The sequence below is a fragment of the Streptomyces sp. NPDC001634 genome (assembly GCF_040298185.1).
Classification (GTDB): Bacteria; Actinomycetota; Actinomycetes; order Streptomycetales; family Streptomycetaceae; genus Streptomyces.
The window spans coordinates 1-25,046 of record NZ_JBEOZU010000042.1 but is presented as its reverse complement, the minus strand read 5'-3'; the positions used below and the strand labels follow the sequence as shown (position 1 = coordinate 25,046).

Sequence of the window (25,046 nt, the reverse complement as noted above, 5' to 3'; positions counted from 1 at the left end):
GGTCGTGCCGGGGCGTGGGGATGGGGAGAGGCTCAGTCCTTGACGGCACCGGCGGTCACGCCGGCGGCGACGTAGCGCTGGGCGAGGACGAGGATCACCGCGGCCGGCAGCGAGGCCACGACGGCCGTGGCCATGATGGCGTTCCACTGCTGGTTGTTGTTGCCGATGTAGTGGTAGATGCCGAGGGTGATCGGCTCGTGGGCGCCGCCGCCCGCGAGGGTGCTGGCGAAGACGAAGTCGGACCAGGACCACAGGAAGGCGAACAGGGAGACCGTGACGACGGCGTTGCGGCTCATCGGCAGGACGATCGACCAGAAGGTGCGCAGCGGCCCGGCGCCGTCGGTCTTCGCCGCTTGGAGCAGTTCGCCGGGGATGCCGGACATGAACGCGGTGAAGATGAGTACGCCGAAGGGGACAGCCAGGGTGGAGTCGGCCACGATGAGCCCGGGGACGGACTGGAGCAGGCCGAGGCTGAGGTAGATGGCGTAGAAGCCCATCGCCATGATGATGCCGGGGATCATCTGGGCGGCCAGCAGGATGAAGCTCAGGATGCCGCCGCCTCGCGGGCGCAGCTTGGCGAGGGCATAGCCGGCGGGTGCCGCGAGGGCGACCGTCAGGACGACGGTGCCCAGGCCGATGACGAGGCTGGTGCCGAGGTAGGGTAACTGCTCGTCGAGGACGGCGCGGTAGCCGGCCAGGGTGCCGTGGATCGGCAGCAGGTCCGGCGGGCTCTTGCGCATGTCCTGGTCACGGGTGAGTGAGACGTTGAACATCCAGTAGACCGGGAAGAGCATGACCGCCGTGAGCGCGAGGCCGGTAGCCGTCTTCCACCAGGTGGGCCGCCGCCGGCGCGGTCGGGCCGGGGCGGCGATGGATGTGGTCGCGGTGGTCATGAGGTGGCCTGCTTTCGCTGTGCCTTCACATGGATCAGACCGAGGATCAGGGCCGCGACGACGAGCAGGTTGCCGACGGCCGCGCCCGGGCCGAAGGCGGGCAGGAGGTTGCCGAAGCCGAGACGGTAGGACCAGGTGGCGAACGTGGTGGACGAGTCCGCCGGGCCGCCCTTGGTCATGATCCAGATGATGTCGAAGACCTTGAGCGTGTAGACCAGGCCGAGTAGCAGCGTGATCGCGGACACCGGGCGCAGCAGCGGGAAGGTGATGCGCCAGAAACGCTGCCAGGCGTTCGCCCCGTCCAGAGCCGCCGCCTCGTAGAGGCTCGCGGGTATGGACTGCAGCCCGCTGTAGAGCACCACCAGGTTGAACGGGACGCCGATCCAGATGTTCGCGATGATCACCGAGGTCAGCGACCACGACGGCGAGGTCAGCCAGTTCACCGGCCCGATGCCGATGACATGCAGGGCAGCGTTGACGACTCCCGACTCGCTGTTGAGCATCCACGACCAGGTGGAGGCCGACACGATCAGCGGCAGCAGCCAGGGCACCAGGAACAGGGCACGCAGCGTGGCCGACAGCCGGAAGTGCTGGTTGAAGAAGACCGCGAGGGCCAGGCCGATGGCGTACTGGAAGACCAGGCACACCGCGGTGAAGACCACGGTGTGGAGCAGGGCCGGAGCGAAGGCCGGGTCGTCGAAGATGGTTCGGTAGTTCTTCAGGCCCGTGAAGGGCGCGTTGCCCTGGACGAAGGAGCGGACGGTGTAGTTGCGCAGGCTGAGGTCGATGTTGCGGTAGAGCGGATAGGCGTAGAAGAGGACGAGGTAGAGGGTCACCGGGGCGAGGAATCCCCAGGCGGCCCACTGGGTGGAGGCGGGCCGGCTGCGATTGCTGCCGCGGACCGGGGGCGGGGCGGCGGTGGCCGCCGCGTTCCTGACACGGGCGGCCCGGTGGTCCGGCAGCTGTGTGGTGTGGTTCATCTGCGGTCCGGGGGATCCTGGTTACCTGGTGGCGGACTGGGCCGCGGCCATGGCGTCCTTGGGCGACTTGGACCCGCTGAGGGCGGACTGGACGGCCTTCCACATCTGTTCGGAGATCTTGGGGTACTTGGTGCCCAGGTTGTCGCTGGTGCGCCCCTTGGCCGCCTTGACCGCGTCGACCCAGGGCTTCAGCTGGGCGTTCGCCGCCACCTGCTTGTCCTGGACCTCGCTGGTGGGTGCCACGTAGGAGAGGGTGGTGTCGGTGTCGTACAGATTCTGGGTGCTGGTCAGACAGGTCGCCAGCTTCTGGGAGGTGGCGTAGCGGCCGGTGTCGCTCTGAACCGGGATGGTGACGAACTCACCGCCCGTCGGGGCCGCGGCCTTGCCCCCCTCGGCGCCGGGGATGGGCAACACCCCGTAGTCGAAGCCTGCCTTCTTGGCATTGGCAAGCTGCCAGGTGCCATTCTCGCTGAACGCGTACTCGCCGCTTGCGAACTCCTGCCAGCTGGTGGTCTGGGTGTTGTTGAGCACCGAGTTCGGGGCGTAGCCCTCCTTCAGCCAGTCCTTCCACAGCGACAGGGCGGACACGCCCTGGGACGCATCGAGTTGGGTGAGCTTGGCGCCCGCGCCCCAGAACCACGGCAGGAACTGGAAACTTCCCTCCTCCGTGCCGATCGCCGAGAATGTGATGCCCTTCTTGCCCGCCTTCTTGACCTTCTCCAGCGCCGCCGTCAGAGACTTCCAGTCCTTGACCGAGGCTATGTCCACCCCGGCCTCCTTCAGCACCTTCTTGTTGTAGTAGAGGGCGAGGGTGTTGGCGCCGATGGGCGTGCCGTAGGTCTTGCCGCCCGACTGACCGGCCGCGAGCAGGTTGGGATCCACCTTCGAGGTGTCCAGCTTGTTGTCGTCGGTCGTGGTGAGCACGCCCGCCTCGGCCAGGGTCGACACCACCGGGTTGTCGACGATGAGGACGTCCGGCGAGTTGCCCTGCTGTGCGGCGAGCAGCGTCTTGTTGCCCAGGTCGCTGGTGTCGAAGCCGGTCCGCTTGATCTTCACTCCGGCCTTGGTGCCGCACTGATCCAGCAGTTTCGCCCAGGCCGAGCCCCTGTCGAACTGCGGGTACGGGTCCCAGATGGTGTACGTGCCGCTGTCCGCACCCTTGGCGCCGGTGCTGCCCGAACCGGAGGAGCAGGCGGTGCCGACGACGGCGACGACGGTTGACACGGCCACGGCGGCAAGGAGCCGTCTGGAGGAGCTGTGCATGGCGGGTCCTTCGTTCTTGGCACACGGGTGCCGTGGAGGGGTGACGCGGGGAGACCGGGCACGCCGATCGGCAACGGTGAGGAGATGGCGTACTCGGGAAGGGTGTGAGGGAACAGGGAGCGGTGATGTGGAGTCAGGAGTCCGGGGCTCAGGCGGACGGCCTGTCGGTGGCGGGCCCGGTGCTGGCCCGCAGCGAGATCGGCGGTGCGAGCAGGTGGTGCCGGGCAGGCGTGTCGGGATGGTCGAGCCGCTCGATGAGCAGGTCGACGGCGCGCCGGCCCATCTCCTCCGCCGGTACGTCCGCCGCGGTGAGTTGCGGGGTCACCGTCTCCGCCCAGCGGCCGGCCACGACCCCCGTGACGGAGAAGTCGCGCGGCACATGGCGGCCCGCCTGGGCGAGCCCTCGGTAGAGGCCGCCCAGGGCGGCCTCGTTCAGTGTGACCAGCGCCGTGGTGGCCGGTTCGTCGTGCAGGATCCGCTCAAGGCACTCCTGGCCCGAGGCGGCATCGTCCCCGCAGCAGTACGTCCGCGCCGTCAGCCCGCGCTCGGCCGCGGCCTTGGTGAATCCGTCCAGTCCCCGGTGTGCGGACTCGTATCCGGCCCGCAGGAGGTCTTCGGGCCGATTGACGAAGGCGATCCTGCGGTGGCCGAGGTCCGCGAGGTGATGGACGCACGCCTCCGCGAGCGCGGTGTGGTCCAGCCCGACCCACCAGCCGCCCTCCGGATGGGCGGTGCGGCCGATGGCGACGGAGGGAAAGTCCAGAGCGGCCAGGTGATCGACCCGGTCGTCCTCCAGCCTGATCTCCATGAGAATGGCGCCGTCGACCCGCCGCTCCCCCAGCAGCCGCTGGAACGAACGGTCGCTGTCCACACCGCTCGGTGACAGCAGCACGTCGTAGTCGTGGGCCGCGGCGGCCTCCACCACACTGCCGATGAAGTCCAGCTGCATCCCGGTGTAATGGTTGCCGGCCGGCGGAAAGACCAGGCCGATCGTGCTGGTCCGGCCGTTGGCCAGGGCGCGTGCGCTGGCGTTGGGCCGATAGCCCAGCTCGTCGATGACCTGCTGGATCTTCCGGCGTGTCTCGTCCGACACCGGACGCTTGCCGCTCAGTGCATAGGACACGGTGCTCCGCGAGACACCGGCCCGCCGGGCGATCTCACCGATGTTCACGTGGAACTCCTTGCTCGAACCGGTTCGATTCCTGTGTGTGGTGAACGTCCGGTTGCGATGGGTGCTGGGGTGAGGAGGAGAGCGACCGGCCGGTCATCGAACCGGTTCGCGTGAAGTGAAGTTAGGAAGAAGCGGGACAGCTGTCAACTGCCCCGCCGCTTCCTTTGGCGATCCTGAAGTTCTGGACGGACCGACCCGCATTCTCGCGTCAGGGGTGTTGCCGGGGGATTTCGCCGGTGCTAGCTTCCTCCAGCGAGTCGAACCGGTTCGATCCCGTTGCACAGTGTCCGAGCAGTGCAGAACCCACGGAGTCCTCAGCATGACGCCGCCAGGCGCACGAGCGTATGACCACAACCGCCCCGCCATACATCTCGGCGGTGTCGAACCAGTTCACCCCGCCGGCCGGCGCCCTGCCGACGATTCCGGTGGTGGTGGCCGCGTCGAGCGGCGTGTGGATCGGATGGATGCGGGCGGGCCGGGCGGCGCAGAGCGGCGACATCACGAAACAGGTATGCCCCGGAGCGAGGGCTCGGCCGGGGGGTTCTGGGCAGCGTGCTGCCCAGCGGTCACGCCGACTCGCGCACCATGACCCGGCCGGGCACCGGCGCCAGCCCCTCCGTGTCGATTCCGAGGGGCCCTCGGGCGGCGCCGAAGTCCTCGGGCGGCGGTCCGTCCGAGGACTTCGGCGCCGATGCGGACGGTAGGCGGCCCGTCGCCTGCTCATGGGTCGGCACAGGATCCCTTCGTGGCGACTTCCACACACTGGCGGCGCAGGTGGATCAGCTGCGGATGAAAATTTCGACTGCCGGCTTCTCCGCGCGGGCACCGCGGTAGACGGACATGGCGCCGGTCTTGAGGGTCAGGCCGCCGCCCCGTACGGGACGGGTACGCCCTCCGCTCTGGTCGTTCTCGTCGAGGACGGCCACGCATGGGGCGCCCGTCACCGGCCAGATCCCCCAGGTCGACACGGTGTGTTTCTGTAGTCACCTCTGTGGCTGTTCTTCGACTACCCGCCGACCGTTCCCCGATCGCAGTCGTCTTTCGCAGCCTTGCCAAGCGCGGCGTGGCCAGGCGGCCTGTCACCACGCCCGCTCGCCGGAGCAGTAGGAGCCCGGCCGCCCATGCCCACAAGCAACCAGACTCAGGCCCCTGGAGTCCAGGCACTTTTTCCTCACCTGATGTGTCCGGGCTCGCCGTACCGTGTGCGCGCCTTCAGTGCTCTTACTTCGATTCCGGCCGTGGGCGCAATGTGCCGTCGAGTGGAATGTCGGCGGCCGCCGCGATCCTCTTGCGTGATTCGAGCAGTCGGGTCTTCAGCGCCGCCAGGTCCACGTCCACGAGTACCCAGTCGCGTTGGACCACGCGGCCAGGACGAGAACGGTATCCGCCAGGCCGGGATGGCCGGCGCTGACGATGGTGGCGGCCGGGTCGGTGACCGGGAAGACGGTCAGGTCGTTGGCGCGCAGAAGGATGAGGTCGGCGTCCTTGCCGGGCGTGACGCTGCCGGTTCGGGCGTCGAGTCCGCACGACTGCGCGGCGTCGATCCGGGGTTGCGCGCCAAGGGCAGTCGACCCTCACGTCCAAGCCGGCTGTATCAGCCCGGTTCAGCCGACGTTCGGGGAGCCGCTGAGTGCTCCGGCCAACACGGGGACCAGCCACCGTTCGATCTGCTCCGGGGGCTCATCGGCCAGTTCGGTTCCTATGGGCGCCAACACGAGCCAGTTCAGCAGGCCGGCCGCGCACCTGATGCGGAAGTTCCACTCCCGCTCGTCGACGCCGGGAATCTTCGCCGAGAGGTGCCTGACAACATCCCGGCGGGACTGCTGAAACTTCGCCGTCAGCCGGCCCCAGCCCTCAGGGGGGTCGATCCCGACGCGAGCCACCGTCCGCATGACCGCCAGATCCCGTCCGCCGACCGCCAGCGCACGCATCATCGGCCCGGCGAACGCCGCGGCCACATCCTCGACACCGGACGCGGTGCCGAGCGAGGCGACCTCGTCGATCTGCGCGTCGAGGTACCGCTCCAGCGCGTTCTCGATCGCCGAGTCGCACAGCGCCTTCAGTGACCCGAAGTGGTAGCTCACCGCAGAGACGTTGGCTCCGGCTCGGTCGGTGATCTCGCGAAGGCTCACGCCCTCCTGGCCACGTTGCGCGAGCAACTCCTGCGCGGCAGCCAGCAGGCCGTCCCGTGTCCGCTGGCCGGCCTCACGGCGCTGGTCTGTCCGTTCTGTCACCATGAAGAGAACTCAAACAGCTGCTTGATTTTACTGTCAAGCAGCCGATCACCCCCGGGGGCTCGCCGACGACCGCGGAACGCCAGGCCGGGACCCCTCTAGGCGCGCGATAGGCGCCACCAAGCAAGTAAATCAATCATTCGCTTGACATGTCTGCCGACCCATCCATAAAGTCAAGCGAGCGTTTGATTTAAGAGGCGCCGCAGCGGCGCGAACCCGTCTCGACGGATCCCGGATCCGGAGAACCGACACAGAGGAACACGACATGAAGTCGCTCGAATGGAAGACGATCATCGCCACGGCCGCGGTCACGAGCCTGGCCGGTCTCGCCATCGCCGCCGCACCGACACAGGCCGCGAGCCCCGTCCCCGGCACCGCGCACGTCCACACCGCCGGTCGCACTCAGGCCCCCGCGGCCCTGAGTCCTCGCGAGCTGTCGGCGCTGCCCCTCACCAACCGCCACCTGACCCGGCACGAGATAGCCAATCTCGCGGTCGTGCTGAACGCGTACCACGTGGCGGAGGGCAACAGCCTGGACCCGGACGCGTTCGTCGACAGCTTCGCCAACGACGGCGTCTTCAACGACATGGTTGCCGGCGCGGCCTACCGCGGCAAAGCTCTCGGTGACGTCCCGCGCTACATGGTCGGCCTCTTCCCCGACGTCCACCGTGAACTCAAGCGCATCACCGTGAACGGTGACACGATCAGCATCGAACTGTCCATCCAGGGCACGTTCGAGGGGCCGCTGCAGTCACCGGCGGGCACCGTCAAGCCGAACGGCGCGAAGGTCGACGTGCCGACCGCCGACTTCTGGTACCTGCGCAATGGCAAGGTCGAGAAGTTCAACTGCTTCGTCGGCTACACGAAGATGTACGCCGACATGGGCGTGAACATCGACTGGGCCTCCGCGGTCAACAAGCACTGAGCCGTACCCCGGAGGGCGCGGGTCCGGCCCCACCGGCCGTCCCTCATCGGCCGCACTCGACTGTCGCGGCACGTGGGGCTCTTCGCTCTCGACACCCCGCTTTTTGCGCACATCTGGCACGCGACAACTGATCACCATGGACAGCGAAAAGGCCCGGGTCCCTGACCCGGGCCTTCTCCATCGAGCGGGTAACGAGAATCGAACCAGCGTGACGCGGCACACTCCATCGCGGTAGTGGACCAAGACTGCTGGCCCCGGATCCCGGACTGCGGCAGGCCGCCACGACGACTGCCATGCGGAGCTGGACCAGCAGCTCCGGCGACCAGAGCCGACTGATCTCCTGGGTGTCGATTCCTTTGGCGGCAAAGGTGGTCACGCTCGTCGTGACGCCTGGCCAGTGGCCGCCCCGCGACCGTTCACAGCGAACCCGGTGCCGAACAGGTGCAGTTCGCCCGTGACTGGGTCCTCCTTGGGATGCGCGGTCATCGCCGTCCTCAGCCGTCCGCTGAAGTCGTACGGCCCCACGGTCTCCAGCGTGTCGGTGACCCAGTAAGGCAGGCCCACCTCGCACAGGGTCAGCACCATGCCCGCGTGCCGGATCACGTGCGTATTGGCGGGCGTCGCCGCCAGGTCGATGGTGAAGTCCTCACGGATGAAGGGATGCCCCTCCAACTCCCTGGTGCGCACCCAGCGGTTGCGGTACCACTCGGCGCGCCCGCCGCGCAGCCGGATGCCGTGCAGCATGCCCGGGCCAGTGAACCAGTGACCGGAGACCTCGCCCGGCAGCGGGTTGGGGCCGTTGCGCAGGTAGCGGCCATCGAGCTCGGGCGGCAGCGAACCCCGCACGGTGAGACCGGCCGCCTCGCGCTCCTCCGGGACCGGTGCGAAGCGGCCCCGGAGGTGGCGAGGAAGGGACATCCCCTCGGTCATGCCCGCGTTCCGGGCGACGCGGCCTTCCTGACCAGCGCGGCGACCTCGGCGGGCTTGGACACGTACACGGCGTGGCTCGCGCTCGTCTCGTTCACCGTGGCCCCGGCCCGGTCGGCCATGGCGCGCTGGGCCGGCGGCGGGATCATGTGGTCGTCGGTGGCGACCAGGTAGAAGCTCGGCTTGGCACGCCAGGCGGGACGGGTGACGGTCCCGCCCAACGCGTCCACGCCCCATGGCACTTGGGAGTCGGCCAGGAACCGCGCCTCGTCGGCGGGCAGGTCGGCGGCGAAGGACGCGGCGAACTTCTCCCGGTCCAGGAAGAGGAAGCCGTCACGGGGCGGCAGGATCGGCGGAACGGGCGCGCCGGGCGGCGGGTCGGCGATCAGGGTGTTGACGGATTCGTCCTTGTCGGGCGCGAACGCCGCGATGTACACGAGCGCGCTCACCTTCTCGTGGTTGCCCGCCTCGGAGATCACCGCGCCGCCGTAGGAGTGCCCGACCAGCACGGTCGGGCCGTCCTGCGCGTCGAGGATCAGCTTGGTGGCGGCGACGTCGCCGTCGAGGGAGAGGGTGGGGTTCTGCACGACGGTGACGGTGTAGCCGTCGGCGGTCAGCAGGTCGTAGACCTCCTTCCAGCCCGAACCGTCGACGAACCCGCCGTGGACCAGGACGACGTTCCTTGCTTCAGTGCTCATGTGTACGCACTCCTTCGGTGGGCTACTGCGACTGCTGCGGTACGACCGTGACCGGCGCCTGGGCGGCCTGCAGGCGCGCCTCGGCGCGGGCGGGATAGACCTTCGTGAAGACGGCGGGGGCGACGAGGCCGATGACATGGGCGGCGATGCCCACCCAGGCAGGGGCATCCGCCGCGCCCGCGACGGCCAGGCTGACGCCGATGAACGTGAAGCCGGTGCCCCACGCGCTGGTGATGTGGTTGTTGACGCGGAGGAACTCCGGCATGTCCCAGAACTCACGCGGCGTCTGGCGCTTGGCGATGCCCAGCGTGAAGGGGCGGCGGATCGCCAGAGTCCCCCAGGCCGTGGCGGCCAGCCAGGCGAAGGAGAGGACGTCGGTGTGATGCGACAGGGACGAGTGCGGCCGTGCGACGGCGACGGCGCCGACCAACACGAAGTACACGATGGTGCTGGCCTCCAGGATCAGCGCGTCGAGGTCGACCCCGCGACGGCGGTCCTGGAGCAGGAGCAGCAGCCCCGAGGCGAACCCGCTGACCGCACCCCAACGCCAGTCGACGAAGCCCGACACGAAGCCGGCGACGATCCAGGGGATGAATCCGCGCAGATAACCCATTGAGCCTTCCTTGGTGAGCCGAAACGAACGTGGCCGACGCGGACTAGATGCGGGGCGGGCAGGAAAGTTCGAATCCCGACATGTGATGCCCGTCACACATAGACGCCTGGGTTCTTACCGCTGTGAAGACGCGATGGCCGGCGTCCCACGGGTGCGGGACGCCGGCCATCGGCGGGGTTCAGTGGGCGGCGGCCGTGTGCAGGGCCTTCGCGTACAGGGTCTTCCAGAGCCTGCCGGCGCCCGGCATCACGAAGAAGACGAGGAGCGCGATGGAGGCCAGGGTGAAGGGGAATGGGCGTACCCACTGGTTCCAGCTCGCGAAACGGTCGGCGACGGTCAGGGAGTACAGCCGGTCCGAGGAGTAGATGGTGACCAGCAAGGTGAGGAACTCGGCCCAGTGAGGCATGGTCGGCGTGCGGAAGATGTGCTTCATGACGGTCTCCTCTCTCAGCCGAAGTGGCGGATGCGGGCTGCGGTCGCGGGCGCGTAGGGCAGCCAGTTGCTGGTCGTTCCAGTGGTGACGAATTCGGCGACGGCGGTTGCGAATTCGAGGCTCAGGGTGCGCTGGGCGTCGTCGGCGCCGGCGAGGACGGGGCTGCCGGGGTAGGCGTCGAAGGTGTTGAAGAGGAAGGGCAGTTCGGCGCAGTGGGTGGCGCCCAGGGCGTACGGGTCCTCGGCGGGGGCGTAGTCGAACTGGTAGACGTAGGTGGTGTTGCCGCCGGCCGCGTGATGGTCGGCGATCTCCAGCGAGCCGTCGCGGAAGAGGCCGTCGGTCTGCACCGAGGTGAAGATCTGCGCCGGTGTCGCCTGCGGGAGGCGGGCGGCGTGCTGCTGGTAGACGTCCAGGGCGGCCTGTCGGCCGACCTGGGCGGTGAGGATCTCCAGGGCGGTGTCGGTGGTGAGATTCTGGATGCGGGGGTCGAAGGCGAAGAAGGCCGTCGCTTCGTCGCGGGTGGTGCCGATCAGCAGGGTCTTGCCCTCCAAAGCGCCGTCAGTGAGCGCCTGTTGCCGGGTGCGGGGCATGCCGGGGGCACCGAGGACCGGGTACATCGGCGGAGCCGCGCTACCCGGAGCCGCGAGCTGGACGGAGAGGCGGCCGTAGGCGTCCAGCAGCTGCTCGGCCGGCAGGGCACGCAGGGCCTTCGCGGCATCAGTGCCGACTGGGATGTCCAGCAGGCGCAGGTAGGCGTCGGCGTTCTCGGCGGCCTGGTGCGGATCCTGTGGGTTCAGGCCGAAGGGGCCGCTCTGCAGCAGCACCCGGGTGATGGACCCGTTCGTCTCGGGGTCGAGCGCGAGCGACAGGGCCGAGTACGCTCCGGCGGACTGCCCGCCGACGGCGACCGTGCGCGGGTCGCCGCCGAAGGAGGCGATGTTGTTCTGCACCCAGCGCAGCACGGCGGCCTGGTCCTGGGGGCCGAGGTTGGCTGCGCCGATCTGCGGCAGGTAGAGGTAACCCAGCGGTCCCACCCGGTAGTTGGCGGTAACGACCACGATGTCGCCCAGCGCGGCGAGGCGGCCGCCGTCGTACCAGTCCCAGCCGCCGGAGCCGCTGGTGAAGCCGCCGCCGTGCCACCAGAGCAGGACGGGTCGGGCCGCACCGTCCGCCAGCGCCCGGCGTGGAGTGAAGACGTTGACGGTCAGGCTGCCGTCCTCGTTCCAGTCCGGCACGCGCTGCCCCTGCACCTTCTCCAGCCGGGAGGCCGCCTGCGGAACGGAGGGGCCGGCCTTGGCCGCGTCCCGCACGTCCGTCCAGCCCGGGTGCGGCTGCGGCGGCGCGAACCGCAGCTCGCCGACCGGTGACGCCGCGTAAGGGATTCCCCGGAAGGAGACCGCCTCGCCCTCCGCAACTCCCCTGACCTTGCCCCGGTCGGTGTCCACCACCCTGTGCTCGATACCGGTCATCGTGCTCACCCGCTCTCTCGTCTCGGTTTCCCTGAGACGTTTCTAAGCCGAGGCGAGAATCTGAGCCAGAAATGACCATCTGGATCGAGGAAAAAGGACATATTATCTCGATCTATGGAGAGAGTGCGCCATCTGTTGAATGAAACAGACAGTCGAATCGCTGCCGCGATGCTGGCCGCTCCGCGTGCCTCGTGGCGCACGGTCGGCCGGGTCCTGGGCATCTCGGAGCGCACCGTCGTACGCCGGGCGGCACCGCTGTTCGGCGACGGGACGCTGCGGGCCACGGCCGTACGCAACCCCGTGCATTTCCCCGAGTTGATTCCGCTTGCCCTGCGGATCCGCTGCCGGCCCAACCGGATCAGCGCCATCGCCGCCACCCTCGCCCGCCGCCCCGACACCATCTGGGTCGACGTCCTCGGCGGCGGCGACGAGATCTGCACCATCCTGTTCCTGGACGGACCGGACGCCCGCAACAACCTGCTGTTGCGCGACCTGCCCGCCACCCCCGCGGTCCAGTCGTGGACCTCGCACGTCCTCCTGCGGGTCTTCCCGGCCGCCTTCGACTGGAGTGGCGGCCTGCTGACACAGACCGAACTGACCAGCCTGCGGCCCGACCTGTCCGCGGCACCTACCCGCCCCATCCTCCAGCCCCTCGACCACCAGCTGATCACCGCACTGATCGAGGATGGCCGAGCCCCGTACACCGACCTCGCGCGCCGCGCCAACACCACCGCCCTGACCGCTCGCCGCCGGGTAGAGGCACTGGTCAACGGCCAGGTACTCAGACTCGCGACCGAAGTCGATCTCGCCCGGCTGGGCGTCCGGACCGAGGCACTCCTGTGGATCACCGTCGCACCTGGCGGACTGGAGGAGACGGGCCAGCAGCTCAGCCGCCACCCACAGGTCCGCTTCGCTTCCGCCACCACCGGCTCGGCCAACCTCCTTGTGGCCGTCGCGGCAACCGACCTCGACGCGCTCTACCACTTCCTGAGCGCGACCATCGGCGCCCTCGAACACATCACCACCCTTGAGGTCACCCCCATCCTGACCGGGGTGAAGAGGACCGGCCTGGTCCGCCCGGGCAGTCTCTGAGCCGATCACAGGTTCCGGGTAGGCAGGGCCTCACGTCCGTTCGGCTGCGGACAACGGACAAGAACAAGCCCTGTCAAGGACGAAACCGATCACCCCGCCCTCACTGATCAGCGCCTGATCCGGATCATGCGGTCCTACCTTCTTCCTTGGGTCGGACGGGCCAGTCGTAAGGTCCAGAGATCCAGGGACACTGGGTATGGCTTTTATGCGGTTGCACCCGATGGTTCTGGCCACCTGGCCGCCCGTGTCCCACGACGACTCGGCCGCTGGTGAGGGGCGGCGGGGTGATCTTGAAGCCCTGAGCGCCCGGAGTCATCTCCAGCACTGGCGTGGGAGTCGATGCCGTGTGGGGAGAGGAAGTCGCCGACCCAGTTGATGCTGGTGAGCAAGGCGTCCAGATGGTCGGCCATCCACGAACCGGCGGCGTGGAGAAGGTCGGATTCCTCTGAGCCGGTGAACGTGATGACCTGGATATTGCCCTGGTAGGGCCTGCTCTCGACGGGGCCGTGATACGTCCGGTAGCCGCGGGGACACCGGAACCGTGGCATTCTCGCCGAGGGCAAAACGGTCGAGCTCCCGACCCGACTCACTTCGGGGCCTACGAGCCTTGCTCTGCGAGTGTGACCTTCCGGCCCGCGCGCGCCGCCTGTCGGATCCGCTCCAGCATGCGGTGTCGCCGGACGGCGTGCCGGAAGTCGGGAACGCCGTCCTCATCCGGCGCAAGGTTCCCGGTGATCTGGTCGCGCAGAAGCGCGTACTCGTGGGCGACGTTGTAGGCGGGCTCGTCGGATCGCCCGGTCCATCGGGTCAGCGACCGCTGATAGCGGGCGGGAACCGGAAGTTCGGCCAAGGCGCCGCCCTCTCCCCGGGCGCCGTACAGCCGCAGCCGCCCCTGGAACCACAGAGCCTGGTTGGCCTTGACGACGAGATCGCCCTCCGTGCCGTTGATCTCCCAATGAAACGTGGTGGCGCGGGACGCCCCACCGCGCAAGTGCATCGCGGCCACAGCCCCCGACTCCAGCACGCCAGTGACGGCGATCTGGTCCTCTGCGCTCTTGGCCGCGACCGCCCCGCTCGTGACATGGGTGACCTCCGGGCGCAGGTTTTCGATGTGAGCCGACACCTCACGGAACTCCCCGAGCACCATGGTCAGTGCGTCGACCGAGTGCCCGAAGGGGATCGACAGCAGCGTGGCGCCGCTGGTGACGTCCAGAATGTACGCATAGTTGTCGTCGTAGGTGGCGCCGCCGATCCAGCCCGACCCCAGCATGCTGGTCGACAGCACCCGCCCCACGTAGCCGTCGGCGACCAGGTCCCGCAGATACCGCAGTGGCGGAGCCGACCGGGCCTGCAGGCCGACGGCCGTGAGCACACCCCTGCGATGCGCGAGGCCGGCCAACTCCTCGGCCTGCGCGAGGTCGGCACCGAGCGGCCACTCGCTGAACACCATCTTCCCCGCTTCCAGCGCGGGTCGGATGAGCTCCAGGTGATGAGGAACCTTCACCGTCACCACCACGAGATCGACTTCCTCACTGCGGGCCAGCTCCTCTGCGCTGCCGAAAGCCAGCGGCACCGCATACTTCTCGCCGGCCGCACGCGCCGATTCGGCGGTGCTGGCGCTCAGCGCCCGCAACTCGTAGCCGTCGAGCCCGGCCAGTGCCGGCACATGGGCAGCGGCCGCCCACCCGCCGCTCGCGCTCAGACCCACGACACCGACGCGGATCGGCTCCCGATGAGGGGAAGTGGACGTCATGTGCGCCCCGGCGTTCGCGGTCATCTGCTCTCTCATCTCAAAGCGGCCCATAGCCATGGAGGACACGGTCTGAGCAACACGGTCAGTTACACGTCGATCGGCTTGCCGTTCGTTACAGCGGAACCTCACTCGGCGAGCTCGCTCCGCCGCGCCCTGCCCCTGTGGCGCGTCGGCGCCTCCGAACCGGCCGAGGAACAACCGAACGAACGACCGGCGCGGCTCTACTTCGCGTCCTGGGGCGAGGCGGTTCATTGCGTCTACGGCGACGGGGCCAGCTCGATGGGAAGGTGCCGGGGGCCGCGCAGCACGGCGCTGTGCCGGTAGGGGGGAGGGTCTTCGACCAGGGTTGCGGTGGTGAGATGGGGAAGGAGTGCTCCCAGGGCGATCTGGGCTTCGACCCGGGCGAGGGGCGCGCCGTAGCAGATGTGGACGCCGCTGCCGAATCCGAGGTGCTGGTTGTCCCGGCGGGTGGGGTCGAACCGGTCGGGGTCGCGGAACCGCTTGGGGTCACGGTTGGCCGAGGCCAGCGCGAGCACCACGGGTACGCCCTTGGGGATGGTAGTGCCCGCGACGTCGACGTGGGTGAGGGGCGTGCGGTCCAGCAAATGGACCGGGGGCTCGTAGCGCAGCAGTTCTTCCACTGTGCCGGGAAGCAGGTTGGGTTCACGGCGCAGGCGCTCCAACTGGTCGGGGTGGCGCAGCAGAGTGAGTACGCCGTTGGTGATCAGATTGACCGTGGTCTCGTGTCCGGCGACGAGCAGCAGCACGGCGGTGGCCGCCAGTTCCTCGCGGGTGAGCGCTCCGGCCGGGTCGGGGTCGTTGACGAACGCGGACAGCATGTCGTCCCCCGGATGGCCGCGGCGCTGTTCGGCGAGGTCTACCAGGTAGCGGCCCATCTGCGCTCTGGCCTGGTTGCCGGCCTGTTGGCTCATGGTGAGGTCTTCGCCGGGCCGGATGTCGCCGGAGTCGGTGATGGCGTTGGACCACTGCCGAAAGGTCGGCTCGTCTTCGCGCGGTACACCGAGTAGTCGGCAGATGACGGTGACAGGCAGGGGGTAGGCGAAGTCGTCGACGATGTCGACTTGCGTACGTCCCTGGAGCGACTCGATCAGTTCGTCGGTGATCCGGGTGATTTCGTCTCGCATGGCGTCGATCCGGCCCGGACTGTGCGGGGGACCGAACGGCCGTGTGGCCAGGCTGCGCAGCCTGTGGTGTTCGGGGTCGTCGAGCCGGATGAAAGGGTGGGGCTCTTCCTCTTCCGCCGGCAGGCCGCTGTAGGTGCCGGCGCGGTTGCGGCGGTCGGAGCTGAGCCGCGGGTTGTGGAACAGGGCGACGATGTCGTAGTACCCGCCGACCAGGTAGCTGCCGTCCGTCTGCCGCGCCACGCCCGCCTCGCGGAGTTCGGCGTACAGCGGGTAGGGGTCGGGGCGGTTGGCGTAGTCGGTGATCCGCTCCAGCAGGGTGTCGACAGCCATCGACGGGCTCCTCGTGACAGGGAAGGACGAAAGGGTCAGCCAGTGGGCCGGACCACGGTCAGTCGGCGGTCCGGCAGGTGACCGGTCAGCGCGACGGTGGGGCCGTGGGACAGTCCCTTCGAATCCGGCACGTCGGAGGGGAGCGCGAATTCGGTCACCAGCGGGTGGCCGTCGGCAGCACCGGGCGCAGGCGGGAACGGGGCAGCGATCTCGATCAGGCCCTGGTAGTACTCCAGCCACTTGGCCATGTTGACGGTGACGGCGGCAGTGATGCGGCCCCGGTAGCCGTAGACCGCCACCAGACGGCGTTCACTGAGTGAGCCCTGGGCTATGACCACCTGGTCGGAGTAGGTGGGGACGCCCACGGACTTGATGTTGACCCCGAACTGACTCGACCAGAAGACCGGAACCGCGAGGTGGGGGCGCCGCGGCGGCCCGGGACTCATCATGTTGTGGGCCGCCACCTCGGCCTGCGCGACCGCGTTGCCCCAGTGCTCCAAGGAGAGCATCTGGTAATCGAAGAGTGGGTGGGGGAAGCGGGAGACGTCGCCGGCCACAAAAACATCGTCGGTGACGATCCCGTACATGTCGAAAGCGCGGCACCCCGCATCACAGGCGACCCCGTGCGGGCCCGCCGCCAGCCCGGAATCCGCCAGCCACTCGACGTTGCGGACCGCACCCATGGCGATGACGCACACGTCCGCGTCGATGTGGCTGCCGTCGGAGAGGTCAGCTCCGGTGAACCGCCCGCTCGCGTTCCCGCACAGCGCCGTGACCGTCACTCCGCAGCGCAGGTCCACGCCGTGGGCCCGCTGCAGGCCGGCTGCGAGCTTCGCCAATGTGCCGCCGAGGGCGCCCACCAGCGGTGCGGTGCCGCGTTCTGCGACCGTGACCTCGATGCCCCGCTCCCGGCAGGCTGAAGCGATCTCCGAGCCGGTGAAGCCTGCGCCGATGACCAGCACCCGGCGCGGCCCGGCGGTCAGCCGCTCGGCCAGGCACCCGGCGTCGTCACGAGTGCGCAGGGTGAAGACTCCGTCCAGGGCGGCCTGCTCCGGTTGGGGCCAGGGGCGCGCCCGGGTTCCGGTGGCGATCAGCAGCCGGTCGTAGGGCAGGGACTCGCCGTCGGCCAGCAGGACCTGCCGGCCGACCGGGTCGAGCCCCGTGGCACGCACTCCGAGGCGCCAGTCGGCGTCCGGGTCGCGGCGCATCGGCAGCCCGGTAGTGTCCGCCGCCGACATGCCGAGCAAAACCTGCTTGGACAGCGGCGGTCTGTCGTAGGGCGGGTGGGGCTCGTCCCCGACCACGGTCAGCGAGCCGGTGAAGCCCCTCTCGCGCAGTGCCTCAGCGGCCCGCAACCCGGCCAGCGACGCGCCGACGATGACGATGGGGCCCTCCCGAAGGTCACCGGGCCCGGGCACCGGCGGTCACCGCCTCACCCACGAGGATCGCCTGGACCGGGCACGCTGCAGCGGCCTGGCGCACGCGCTCCAGCTGCTCGTCCGGGACTTCCTGGCGGTACAGCAGCGCTTCCTCGCCATGCAGCTCGAACATCTCCGGTGCGAGAAACACGCACTGCGCATACGCCTGGCAGCGGGTGAGGTCCACGACGATCCGCATCCCAAGCCTCTCCCTCCGTCGCCTCGAGCCCCCTTTCCCTTTTTAGGCCCCGGAAGGCGCCAGGCGCTCGCCCGGCTACTCCGTCGGGACCAGATCCAGCGGGCAAGGGTGTTCGAGAACGCGCAGGTGGGCCGGAATGAGGCTGCGATCGGGCACCAGGAACGGAGGCGCCGCGAAAGAGATGAGTGTGGGGATCACCGGCGCCGACCCGACCGCAGGTACACGATCACACAGAGCTCTACCATCACGTCAGCCTCGCCCAGACGGGCCCTGACCGCACGCCGAAGAATGCAGACCGACAGTGGCCGGCACGGCCACCGGATGCTTTGGGAAGCGGTCATCGTCTCGCCTGCTGCTGCCGTAACTACACCGCGTCAACTGCTCACGCCAGGATCAGAAACAGCTTCTTTGCGGGGCGAGGCAGACATCGTGGGCATGGGCGTCGGGTTTGGCACATCCATCGCGGCCCAGCCCAAAGTCATCCGATCGCGAGCTGTCCGCCGCGTACCTCGAGAACCGCGCCGGTGATGTAGCTGGCGCGGGAGGAGGCAAGGAACAGAACCGCTTCCGCGATTTCTTCAGGGTCTGCGACCCGCCCCAGTACGGTGGTTCGCCCGATCGCCTGGAGGGTTTCACCTCCCATCTCCTCCGTCCCGGGGGTATGGACAGGGCCCGGAGCCACGGCGTTCACGCGGACGCCCTGGGCGCCGAACTCGTCAGCCCATGCTCGTGTGAAAAGTTCGAGTGCAGCTTTGGAGGCCCCGTAAGCACCCGTTTCCCGCACCGGCGTGGTAGCCGCCGCTGTACTCACATTCACGATGACGCCACGCCCCCGCGCAGCCATTCCCGGAGCGAGAGCACCGACCAGGAGCATCGGCGCGCGTGAGTTGACGGCCATCTGAGCGTCGAACATCTCGGCGGTGGTGTCCGGCGTGCTGGCGAACCGGTAGATACCGGCGTTGTTGATCAGAATATCCACTTCGCCTGCTTCAGCGGCAAGACGCAGGACATCTTCAGAGCTACTCAGATCCGCAGCAACGAACCGAGCCTTCCCGCCTGCGGCAGCGATCTCTTTGACAGTCTCAGCACCCCGCTGCTCGTCCCGCCCGTGGACGATGACCGAGGCCCCCAACGCTGCCAGGCGCAGGGCCACGGCCCGGCCGATGCCGGCGGTAGCGCCAGTGACAAGAGCGGTGGATCCGTCCAGTTCTGCAGCCATGAAAAGCTCCTCCAAGCCGAGAGGAACGACATGCTGTCGGTTGTTCCTCGTGTAACTGATGATCCTGATGGTTCATGCCATGGCGACGACGGACCCACGCCGGACCGATCGTTGATCATGGTCCAGCCCGGGGCCGTGGCCCACGCGGTCTTGGGAGGCCGGCGAGCTCGCCTTCGCTGATCACGTCCGCGGGCTACTGAAACGCGCCGTACTGCCGCCGGGGGGTGGAGGCGCCACCCCCGCTGTCCGGCGTGCCAATGCCCCGGCCCCGACAGTGGCGCAGACTTCCGGGTACCCGGCCGGCGAGCGTGACGGCCCCGCTCGGGCGCCTGGCGCGGCTGCTCGACGTCCCGCCGGAACTCGCCCATAGCAGTCCGGCATACGGCTGTCGCGCGACGGCCATGGGGCCGGGCGGCGCGTGTGCGCACCAGGCACTCGGTGCGGCTGCGAGCCTCGCTTCACGTCCGCAGACGTCGGCGGTGCATCGGGCACGTGTCCCGTGACCGTGGGGCTTCAGCTTGCCAGTGGTAAGTGGGGAGGAGTGCGCTGTGTGCTGCGGCCAGGGAGTGTCGGTGGTGGGGGTGTCGGTGGTGGGGGTGCCGGTGCGGATGAGGCCGAGCCAGGCGGTGCACACGGCGGCCGAGGGACTCGTTGTCCTGCGGGCGGGCGCCGGCGAGCATGGGGACGTCGGCCCAGTCGGCGTCGATGCCGAAGAGGAAGCGCAGTTCGATGCAGTGGGCGGCGTCGGGGGCGGCGGCGTCGAACCGGTAGGCCCATACGCGGGCGCCCGCCTCACTGAGCTGGACGGCCGACGTACGGGAGGGACGGACGAAGGCGAACTCCCTCGCGGCGTGTTCCACGCCGTCGGCGGCGAGCGCGGAGCCCGGGACGGGGACCTCGCGCACCCGGCGCGGCACCGGGTTCACGGCGTGGAAGGCGACCATCTCCCGTTCGGTGATGGCGATGGTGGCGTCCAGGCCGGGTGCCCGGCGGGTGAGAACGTCGGTCCAGGCCGCGCCGTCCGGGAGCGGGCCGACGCCCGCGACCGGCACGAACGGTGGACGGAGTTGAGCCCGAGCCTGCCGGCGGCCTCTCGGGCGACGGCGCTCTGGGCGCCCAGGATGTCCGACACCGGGGCGTCACGCGGATTCGTGCCGAGCCGGGAGAGGAAACGCTCGGCGGCGCGCTTGGCATGGTCGGCCTCGCCGAGGCTCAGCCCTGCCGAGGTGCTGTTCACGATGACACCGTGGAACGGGCCCTCGGTCCCGGGCATGCCCAGCAGGCACTGCACGCTGTGGGCGCTCGCGGGCCGGCCGGCCAGGGTGACATGGCCGGTGTGCCCCGCCGAACGAGGCGATGCCGTCCCGCACCCAGCGCAGCGCCGCCAGCTGGTCGGAGACGCCGAGGTTGCCCTCGGGGATCCCCGTGGAGCGCAGACAGCCGAAAGCGCCGAGCCGGTAGTCGACCGAGACGACGATCATGGCGTCTGACCAACTGGTCGGGCGCCGACTACCGCGGGCCGGGGCTGAGGCTGCGCATCCGGATGCGGATTCGACCTGACGCTCACGGCCGGTCCAGCTGTGCCAGCGCGTCGTGCAGAGCGGCCCGGGACGTGACGCCCAACTTCGGGAAGAGCTGATAGAGATGGGTCGAGACGGTCCGCGGAGACAGCAGGAGCCTTTCCCCGATCTGCTTGTTGGTCAGACCTGTGGCCGCCAGGCGGGCGATCTCCCACTGCTGCGCCGTCAAAGCGCCACCAGGCAGGGTACGGGCGGGCACCGGGATGCCGCAGGCGCGCAACTCCTTGTTGGCCCGGTCCGTCCACGGGTGGGCACCGAGCCGCCCGAAGGTTTCCGCGGCGGCACTCAGATGCTCACGGGCTCCGAGCGCGCCAAAGCGAACGTCACCGAGACCCCCGGCAGCCACGCCGTCTACGTCTCCCGTCCGGCCGTTGTGGCCGCCGTCATCTCCCAGGCCGCCCAAGGGATCAACGGCCAGTCCTAGAGGTAACAGCGCCACCGCACCGCGTCGCCGGCAGGTCTCGCACGGCTTCCAGCCGTGCGGGGCCTGCTTCTGTCCCGACCCGCTTTGAAGGAGTCTCCTATGGGCCCTGAGCTCACCCGCCGCCGAGTCCTCGCCACCGGTGCCGCCGTCGCAGGCACGGCAGCGCTGCTGGGACCGCTCGCCTCCACCGCCGGCGCCGCAGACAGCACCACGGCCGGAGCCAGACCGACCATCGTGCTGGTGCACGGCGGTTCGCCGACGGCTCCTGCTGGAACGGCGTCATCGAACGCCTCCAGGACGCCGGCTACCCGACCATCGCCCCCGCCAACCCGCTGCGTGGCCTGCCCACCGACGCCCCCTACATCGCCAGTGTCCTGAAGTCGATCACAGGCCCGATCGTCCTGGTCGGCCACTCCTACGGCGGTGCCGTCATCACCAACGCCGCGGCTGGAATACCCAATGTCAAGGCACTGGTCTCCATCGCCGCGTTCGTTCCCGACCAGGGCGAGCAGCTCGGCGTTCTGATCAACAAGTACCCCGGCAGCATCATCCAGGCCGCGACGCAGGCGGTGCCCTACCCCAACCCCGACGGCACGACCGGCACCGACCTGTACCTGGTGGCCGACAGGTTCCGGACTGTCTTCGCCGCTGACGTGCCCGTCGCCACCACCCGCCTCATGCAGGCCACGCAGCGGCCCTTCAGCGCCTCCTCCTTCACCGACGTCACCACCGCTACCGCGTGGCACACCATCCCCTCCTGGGGCCTGGTCGCCGGCGAGGACAAGGCCATCCCACCCGCTCTGGAACGCTTCTTCTACCAGCGGGCGGGCGCCCGCAGCGTCGTCGAGGTGCCGGGGGCGTCCCACGTCGTCATGATCAGCCACCCGGGCACCACCGCCTGCCTCATCGAAGACGCCGCCAAGGCCACCACCTGACCTGCCGTCCACCAGCCCCGGTCCGTCCCATGGCGCGCCGGGCCGCAGTCGTCGAGGAGCGGCACCAGACAGCGCGAACGCCCGTGAGCTCACCACCGGCCACGGGGCCGTTGTTGCCGAAGGGCATCACGCCGGGCCGTCCGCCGGTGTGGACACGGCGGCAACTGATAGACGGCATGCGGTGGCGGACCCGGACCAGTGTTCCCTGGCGCCGTGTTCCGGAGCGGTACGGACCCTGGGACCGGGTCCACGCCCTGTTCCGCCGCCGGCAGCGCGAAGGCGCCTGGGTGGGGATCGGGGGCGATCCGAGTGCCCCGGCTCGGTCGTGGGCGACTCCGAAGGAGACCGGGCCGGGTGCGAGCAAACAAGGGGCGAACGTGGTCGTCGTTGTTGCGGAGGTCTGTCTCATCGCATCCCTCGTGGCATCGGGTGCAGAGCATCGCTCGAACGGTCCAGCCAGGGCGCGGATGGCTGCCCCCGGGGGTTTCGTGGTGTTGAGCTACGCGAGACCTGGATGTCCATCACTGGAGACGTCATGCGATCCCGATCCACGCTGCCTCGCATCACTATGGCGCTGATCCTTGCCGTCGGCGCCCTGATGAGCGGCTGCACCAGCGCCCCGTCCCAGTCGTCGTCGATGATGTCGTCGCCGTCGCCCGAGCCCTCGTTCGCCGAGGGTGCTCCGCTGCGGGAACCGACGCAACTGGTCAGCCACAACGGGCTGCTGCGGGCGGATCTCGTCGTGGAGAGACGGCGCGTGAACCTCGGCGGCCACGCATTGTGGGCGCTCACCTACAACGGCAGCTACATGCCGCCCACGCTGCGGATCCGGCCGGGGGACAAGATGGAGTTGGCCTTCAAGAACACGCTCGGCGAGGAGACCAACCTGCATGTGCACGGTCTCCATGTGTCACCGAGCGGCGACGCCGACAACATCTTCCTCCACATCCATCCGGGCGAAACCTTCCACTACTCCTACCAGTTCCCCAAGACGCTGCGCGCCGGCACCTACTGGTACCACCCGCACCCCCACCTCACCTCCGCGCCGCAGGTCGCCGGTGGCATGTCGGGCATCCTCATCGTCGACGGCCTGCAGCAGTACCTTCCGGCGAACCTGCGCCACATCACCGAGCACGTCATCGCGCTCAAGGACTTCCAGCTCCAGGGCGATGCCATCAAGACCCAGGGTCTGCACATCGGTGCGCCCACCCATCGCACCGTCAACGGCCAGCTGAATCCGGTCATCCGCGTCCGGCCGGGTGAGACCCAGTTGTGGCGGCTGGCCAACATCAGCGCCAACATCTACTACAAGGTCCGCCTGCGGGGCCAGAAATTCCATGTGATCGCGCACGACGGGACACCCGTCGACCGCATCTGGACGGCCGACTCGCTGCTCCTCGCGGCCGGGGCCCGCTTCGACGTGCTCGTCCAGGGCGGTCCGGCCGGCCGCACCCAGCTGGAAACGCTCCCCTACCAGACCGGACCGGGCGGCAATTCCTTCCCGCAGGCGACCTTGGCCACCCTGGTCTCCGCAGGGCCTTCCGCGCGACCGGCGACGCTGCCCACCTCGTCCTTCGCGCCGACCGTGGATCTGGCCCACGAGAAGATCGCCGCGCGGCGCACCGTCGTGTTCTCCGAGAACAGCGCCGGCACCACGTTCTACATCAACGGCAAGCAGTTCGACCCGAACCGGGTGGACCTGCGGGCCAAGCTGAACACGGTCGAGGAGTGGACCGTGGTCAACGAAAGCAACGAGGAACACTCCTTCCACGTGCACACCAATCACTTCCAGCTGATGAGCATCAACGGCCGTCCGCACCAGAGTCACGGCCTGCAGGACGTCGCGAACGTCTCCGCCCACGGGCGGCTCGTCATCCGGATCCGGTTCAAGGACTACACCGGCAAGACCGTCCTGCACTGCCACATCCTCAACCACGAGGACGGGGGCATGATGGCGGTGCTGGACATCGAGAAGTGACACACAGCGCTGCGAGCGGGGTCAGCCGGCGGCGCCGAGCGCGGCGCTGACGCCGGCGATGACCGCACCGCCGATCGCGATCGAGACGAACGAGCGAAGGAAGCCCGTCTTGAAGAAGCGCCAGCGAATCCAGGCCAAGGTCACCAGTTCGAGGGTGATCGTGACCAGTGCCACCGCCAGCGCGAGGCGGTATTGAGGGATGAGGAAGGGCAGGGTGTGCAGCACTCCGCCGAGGAAGGTGCCCGCCCCGGTGATGGCTCCGCGCAGGTAGGGGCTGCCGCGGCCGGTCAGGTCTCCGGTGTCGGACAGGCCTTCGGAGAAGGCCATGCTGACACCGGCGCCGATGGCGGTGGCCAGTCCGGCGAAGAACGCGTAACGCGGCTGCTGAGTGGCGAACGCTACGGCGAAGATCGGGGCCAGCGTGGACAGCGAGCCGTCGATCAGGCCGTTCATGGCAGGTTGCGCCCGCTGCAGGAGGAACGATCGCTCGACTTGGTGTTCGGACGGGCTCACTGCCGTGGGGGTGGTCATGGTGTGTCTCCTGGCTGGTCATTGCCCGTCAGGGACTCGAAGGAGAGCCCGGGGAGCAAGCGAGTGCCGTTCTTCCCCAGAGGCGGGGACAGCGGGTCGTGTCTTCGAAGCTCGCAGAGGCCCGACCGCTGCGGTAGCGGCCGTAGGCTTGAGGGGATACAACCCCGGCTTGGCAGCTGGGAGGGCGGCTCATGGCTCTCAGTACGCATGTTCCCGACCTGGCCGCGCTGGAATTGTTGCTGGGTGTGGCCCAGGAGGGCAGCCTGAACGGCGTCGCCCGGGCGGTGGGGGTGAGCCAGCAGGCGGTCTCGGCGCGGATCAGGGCCATGGAGGCCCAGACCGGCGTCACGCTCGTGCACCGGAGCCCGCGCGGCTCCAGACTGACCGCCGAAGGTGTCGTGATTGCGGAATGGGCCGCCCGCCTGCTGGGTGTCGCCGCGGAGATGGACGCCGGGATCGCCGCCCTGCGCGCCGACCGCCGTGACCGGCTGAGGGTCAGTGCCAGCCTGACCATCGCGGAGCAGCTCCTGCCGGGCTGGCTGTCGTCCTTCCGTGCGGCACAGCGGCCGGGAAGCACAGCGCCCGAGATCCTGCTGACCGCGATCAACACCACCACAGTGATCGCACACGTCACCGAGGGCACGGCGGACATCGGCTTCACCGAGGGCCCTCAGCGGCCGGCCGGGCTCCATGGGAGGGTCGTAGGCCACGACAGGCTCGCCGTGGTCGTCACTCCGGGCCACCCCTGGGCCCACCGGCGCCGACCGGGCGGCGGCGCCGAGCTGGCCGCCACACCGCTGGTCAGCCGCGAGGGCGGTTCCGGCACCCACCACACC

28 protein-coding genes and 2 pseudogenes are annotated in these 25,046 nt (G+C 69.1%); 6 read left to right on the top strand and 24 right to left on the bottom strand.

Annotation, left to right across the window (positions count from 1 at the left end; all coding sequences use genetic code 11):
* Nucleotides 1-32: 32 nt before the first annotated feature.
* From ABT186_RS26385 to ABT186_RS26340, 10 genes are all read right to left on the bottom strand, one after another.
* Nucleotides 33-893, bottom strand: coding sequence for a carbohydrate ABC transporter permease (locus ABT186_RS26385; protein WP_351236783.1), 861 nt, complete (start codon nt 891-893; stop codon nt 33-35).
* Complete coding sequence (locus tag ABT186_RS26380) at nt 890-1,873, bottom strand: carbohydrate ABC transporter permease (protein ID WP_351927127.1); 984 nt, start codon at nt 1,871-1,873, stop codon at nt 890-892. The genes ABT186_RS26385 and ABT186_RS26380 overlap by 4 nt, the downstream gene beginning before the upstream one ends.
* A gap of 21 nt (nt 1,874-1,894) precedes the next feature.
* Nucleotides 1,895-3,136 carry a sugar ABC transporter substrate-binding protein gene (locus tag ABT186_RS26375; protein WP_351236787.1) on the bottom strand — a complete coding sequence of 414 codons (1,242 nt, stop codon included), beginning with the start codon at nt 3,134-3,136 and terminating at the stop codon, nt 1,895-1,897.
* A 148-nt stretch (nt 3,137-3,284) separates the two neighbouring features.
* A complete protein-coding gene (locus ABT186_RS26370) occupies nt 3,285-4,307 on the bottom strand; it encodes a LacI family DNA-binding transcriptional regulator (RefSeq protein WP_351927125.1) in 1,023 nt (340 codons plus the stop codon).
* A 208-nt stretch (nt 4,308-4,515) separates the two neighbouring features.
* Nucleotides 4,516-4,809 (bottom strand): hypothetical protein, encoded by a 294-nt coding sequence (locus tag ABT186_RS26365; RefSeq protein ID WP_351927123.1) that lies wholly within the window; start codon nt 4,807-4,809, stop codon nt 4,516-4,518.
* A gap of 64 nt (nt 4,810-4,873) precedes the next feature.
* The gene (locus ABT186_RS26360) at nt 4,874-5,041 is read right to left on the bottom strand and encodes a hypothetical protein (protein ID WP_351927121.1); all 168 of its coding nucleotides are present in this window, start codon (nt 5,039-5,041) and stop codon (nt 4,874-4,876) included.
* A 45-nt stretch (nt 5,042-5,086) separates the two neighbouring features.
* A complete protein-coding gene (locus tag ABT186_RS26355) occupies nt 5,087-5,275 on the bottom strand; it encodes a hypothetical protein (RefSeq protein ID WP_351237701.1) in 189 nt (62 codons plus the stop codon).
* 253 nt (nt 5,276-5,528) lie between these two features.
* Nucleotides 5,529-5,669: a hypothetical protein gene (locus ABT186_RS26350; protein WP_351927119.1), complete on the bottom strand. Its 141-nt coding sequence runs from the start codon at nt 5,667-5,669 to the stop codon at nt 5,529-5,531.
* Complete coding sequence (locus ABT186_RS26345) at nt 5,621-5,851, bottom strand: amidohydrolase family protein (RefSeq protein WP_351237709.1); 231 nt, start codon at nt 5,849-5,851, stop codon at nt 5,621-5,623. The genes ABT186_RS26350 and ABT186_RS26345 overlap by 49 nt, the downstream gene beginning before the upstream one ends.
* Before the next feature lie 60 nt (nt 5,852-5,911).
* Nucleotides 5,912-6,544, bottom strand: coding sequence for a TetR/AcrR family transcriptional regulator (locus ABT186_RS26340; protein ID WP_351237705.1), 633 nt, complete (start codon nt 6,542-6,544; stop codon nt 5,912-5,914).
* Nucleotides 6,545-6,806: 262 nt separating this feature from the next.
* Between ABT186_RS26340 and ABT186_RS26335 the strand changes: the two genes are divergently transcribed.
* Nucleotides 6,807-7,466 (top strand): nuclear transport factor 2 family protein, encoded by a 660-nt coding sequence (locus ABT186_RS26335; protein ID WP_351237706.1) that lies wholly within the window; start codon nt 6,807-6,809, stop codon nt 7,464-7,466.
* A 420-nt stretch (nt 7,467-7,886) separates the two neighbouring features.
* Here ABT186_RS26335 and ABT186_RS26330 read toward each other — a convergent pair.
* The 5 genes and pseudogenes from ABT186_RS26330 to ABT186_RS26310 all read right to left on the bottom strand — a co-directional run.
* Nucleotides 7,887-8,384, bottom strand: a pseudogene (locus ABT186_RS26330) (carotenoid oxygenase family protein); the annotation flags it as partial.
* An 8-nt stretch (nt 8,385-8,392) separates the two neighbouring features.
* Nucleotides 8,393-9,091, bottom strand: a complete 699-nt coding sequence (locus ABT186_RS26325) for an alpha/beta fold hydrolase (protein ID WP_351237707.1) — start codon at nt 9,089-9,091, stop codon at nt 8,393-8,395.
* A 22-nt stretch (nt 9,092-9,113) separates the two neighbouring features.
* Nucleotides 9,114-9,704 carry a hypothetical protein gene (locus ABT186_RS26320; protein ID WP_351927117.1) on the bottom strand — a complete coding sequence of 197 codons (591 nt, stop codon included), beginning with the start codon at nt 9,702-9,704 and terminating at the stop codon, nt 9,114-9,116.
* A 178-nt stretch (nt 9,705-9,882) separates the two neighbouring features.
* Nucleotides 9,883-10,137 (bottom strand): putative antibiotic biosynthesis monooxygenase, encoded by a 255-nt coding sequence (locus ABT186_RS26315; protein WP_351927115.1) that lies wholly within the window; start codon nt 10,135-10,137, stop codon nt 9,883-9,885.
* Between the two features lie 14 nt (nt 10,138-10,151).
* Nucleotides 10,152-11,606 carry a carboxylesterase/lipase family protein gene (locus ABT186_RS26310; protein WP_351927171.1) on the bottom strand — a complete coding sequence of 485 codons (1,455 nt, stop codon included), beginning with the start codon at nt 11,604-11,606 and terminating at the stop codon, nt 10,152-10,154.
* A gap of 168 nt (nt 11,607-11,774) precedes the next feature.
* On the opposite strand from ABT186_RS26310, the gene ABT186_RS26305 reads away from it, so the two are divergent.
* Nucleotides 11,775-12,698: an Lrp/AsnC ligand binding domain-containing protein gene (locus tag ABT186_RS26305; protein ID WP_351236728.1), complete on the top strand. Its 924-nt coding sequence runs from the start codon at nt 11,775-11,777 to the stop codon at nt 12,696-12,698.
* A gap of 598 nt (nt 12,699-13,296) precedes the next feature.
* Here the strand turns inward: ABT186_RS26305 and ABT186_RS26300 are convergent.
* The 8 genes and pseudogenes from ABT186_RS26300 to ABT186_RS26265 form a co-directional block, all read right to left on the bottom strand.
* Nucleotides 13,297-14,475, bottom strand: a complete 1,179-nt coding sequence (locus tag ABT186_RS26300; protein ID WP_351927114.1) for a Gfo/Idh/MocA family oxidoreductase — start codon at nt 14,473-14,475, stop codon at nt 13,297-13,299.
* Nucleotides 14,476-14,708: 233 nt separating this feature from the next.
* Nucleotides 14,709-15,926 carry a cytochrome P450 gene (locus ABT186_RS26295; RefSeq protein ID WP_351236730.1) on the bottom strand — a complete coding sequence of 406 codons (1,218 nt, stop codon included), beginning with the start codon at nt 15,924-15,926 and terminating at the stop codon, nt 14,709-14,711.
* A 35-nt stretch (nt 15,927-15,961) separates the two neighbouring features.
* On the bottom strand, nt 15,962-17,344 hold the full coding sequence (locus ABT186_RS26290; protein WP_351236731.1) for an NAD(P)/FAD-dependent oxidoreductase: 1,383 nt from the start codon (nt 17,342-17,344) through the stop codon (nt 15,962-15,964).
* A complete protein-coding gene (locus ABT186_RS26285) occupies nt 17,328-17,543 on the bottom strand; it encodes a ferredoxin (protein ID WP_067051804.1) in 216 nt (71 codons plus the stop codon). Before ABT186_RS26285 ends, ABT186_RS26290 begins: the two co-directional genes overlap by 17 nt.
* 478 nt (nt 17,544-18,021) lie before the next feature.
* Complete coding sequence (locus ABT186_RS26280; protein WP_351236733.1) at nt 18,022-18,762, bottom strand: SDR family NAD(P)-dependent oxidoreductase; 741 nt, start codon at nt 18,760-18,762, stop codon at nt 18,022-18,024.
* A 458-nt stretch (nt 18,763-19,220) separates the two neighbouring features.
* Complete coding sequence (locus tag ABT186_RS26275) at nt 19,221-19,814, bottom strand: hypothetical protein (RefSeq protein ID WP_351927112.1); 594 nt, start codon at nt 19,812-19,814, stop codon at nt 19,221-19,223.
* An 87-nt stretch (nt 19,815-19,901) separates the two neighbouring features.
* A complete protein-coding gene (locus ABT186_RS26270; protein ID WP_351927110.1) occupies nt 19,902-20,243 on the bottom strand; it encodes a carboxylesterase family protein in 342 nt (113 codons plus the stop codon).
* An 82-nt stretch (nt 20,244-20,325) separates the two neighbouring features.
* Nucleotides 20,326-20,643 (bottom strand): annotated as a pseudogene (locus tag ABT186_RS26265) (response regulator transcription factor); the annotation flags it as partial.
* Nucleotides 20,644-21,047: 404 nt separating this feature from the next.
* Here ABT186_RS26265 and ABT186_RS26260 point away from each other — a divergent pair.
* Genes ABT186_RS26260 through ABT186_RS26250 form a run of 3 tightly spaced genes read left to right on the top strand, consistent with a single transcriptional unit; the run spans nt 21,048 to nt 23,679 of the window.
* Nucleotides 21,048-21,701, top strand: a complete 654-nt coding sequence (locus ABT186_RS26260; RefSeq protein ID WP_351927168.1) for an alpha/beta hydrolase — start codon at nt 21,048-21,050, stop codon at nt 21,699-21,701.
* Nucleotides 21,702-21,730: 29 nt separating this feature from the next.
* On the top strand, nt 21,731-22,279 hold the full coding sequence (locus tag ABT186_RS26255) for a transposase (RefSeq protein WP_351927108.1): 549 nt from the start codon (nt 21,731-21,733) through the stop codon (nt 22,277-22,279).
* Entirely contained in the window at nt 22,237-23,679 is a 1,443-nt protein-coding gene (locus ABT186_RS26250; RefSeq protein WP_351927106.1) for a multicopper oxidase family protein, read from the top strand. Before ABT186_RS26255 ends, ABT186_RS26250 begins: the two co-directional genes overlap by 43 nt.
* A gap of 21 nt (nt 23,680-23,700) precedes the next feature.
* On the opposite strand, the gene ABT186_RS26245 is transcribed toward ABT186_RS26250, so the two are convergent.
* On the bottom strand, nt 23,701-24,210 hold the full coding sequence (locus ABT186_RS26245; protein ID WP_351232298.1) for a VIT1/CCC1 transporter family protein: 510 nt from the start codon (nt 24,208-24,210) through the stop codon (nt 23,701-23,703).
* A gap of 191 nt (nt 24,211-24,401) precedes the next feature.
* On the opposite strand from ABT186_RS26245, the gene ABT186_RS26240 reads away from it, so the two are divergent.
* A partial coding sequence (locus tag ABT186_RS26240; RefSeq protein ID WP_351927104.1) for a LysR family transcriptional regulator occupies nt 24,402-25,046 on the top strand: 645 nt, incomplete at its 3' end.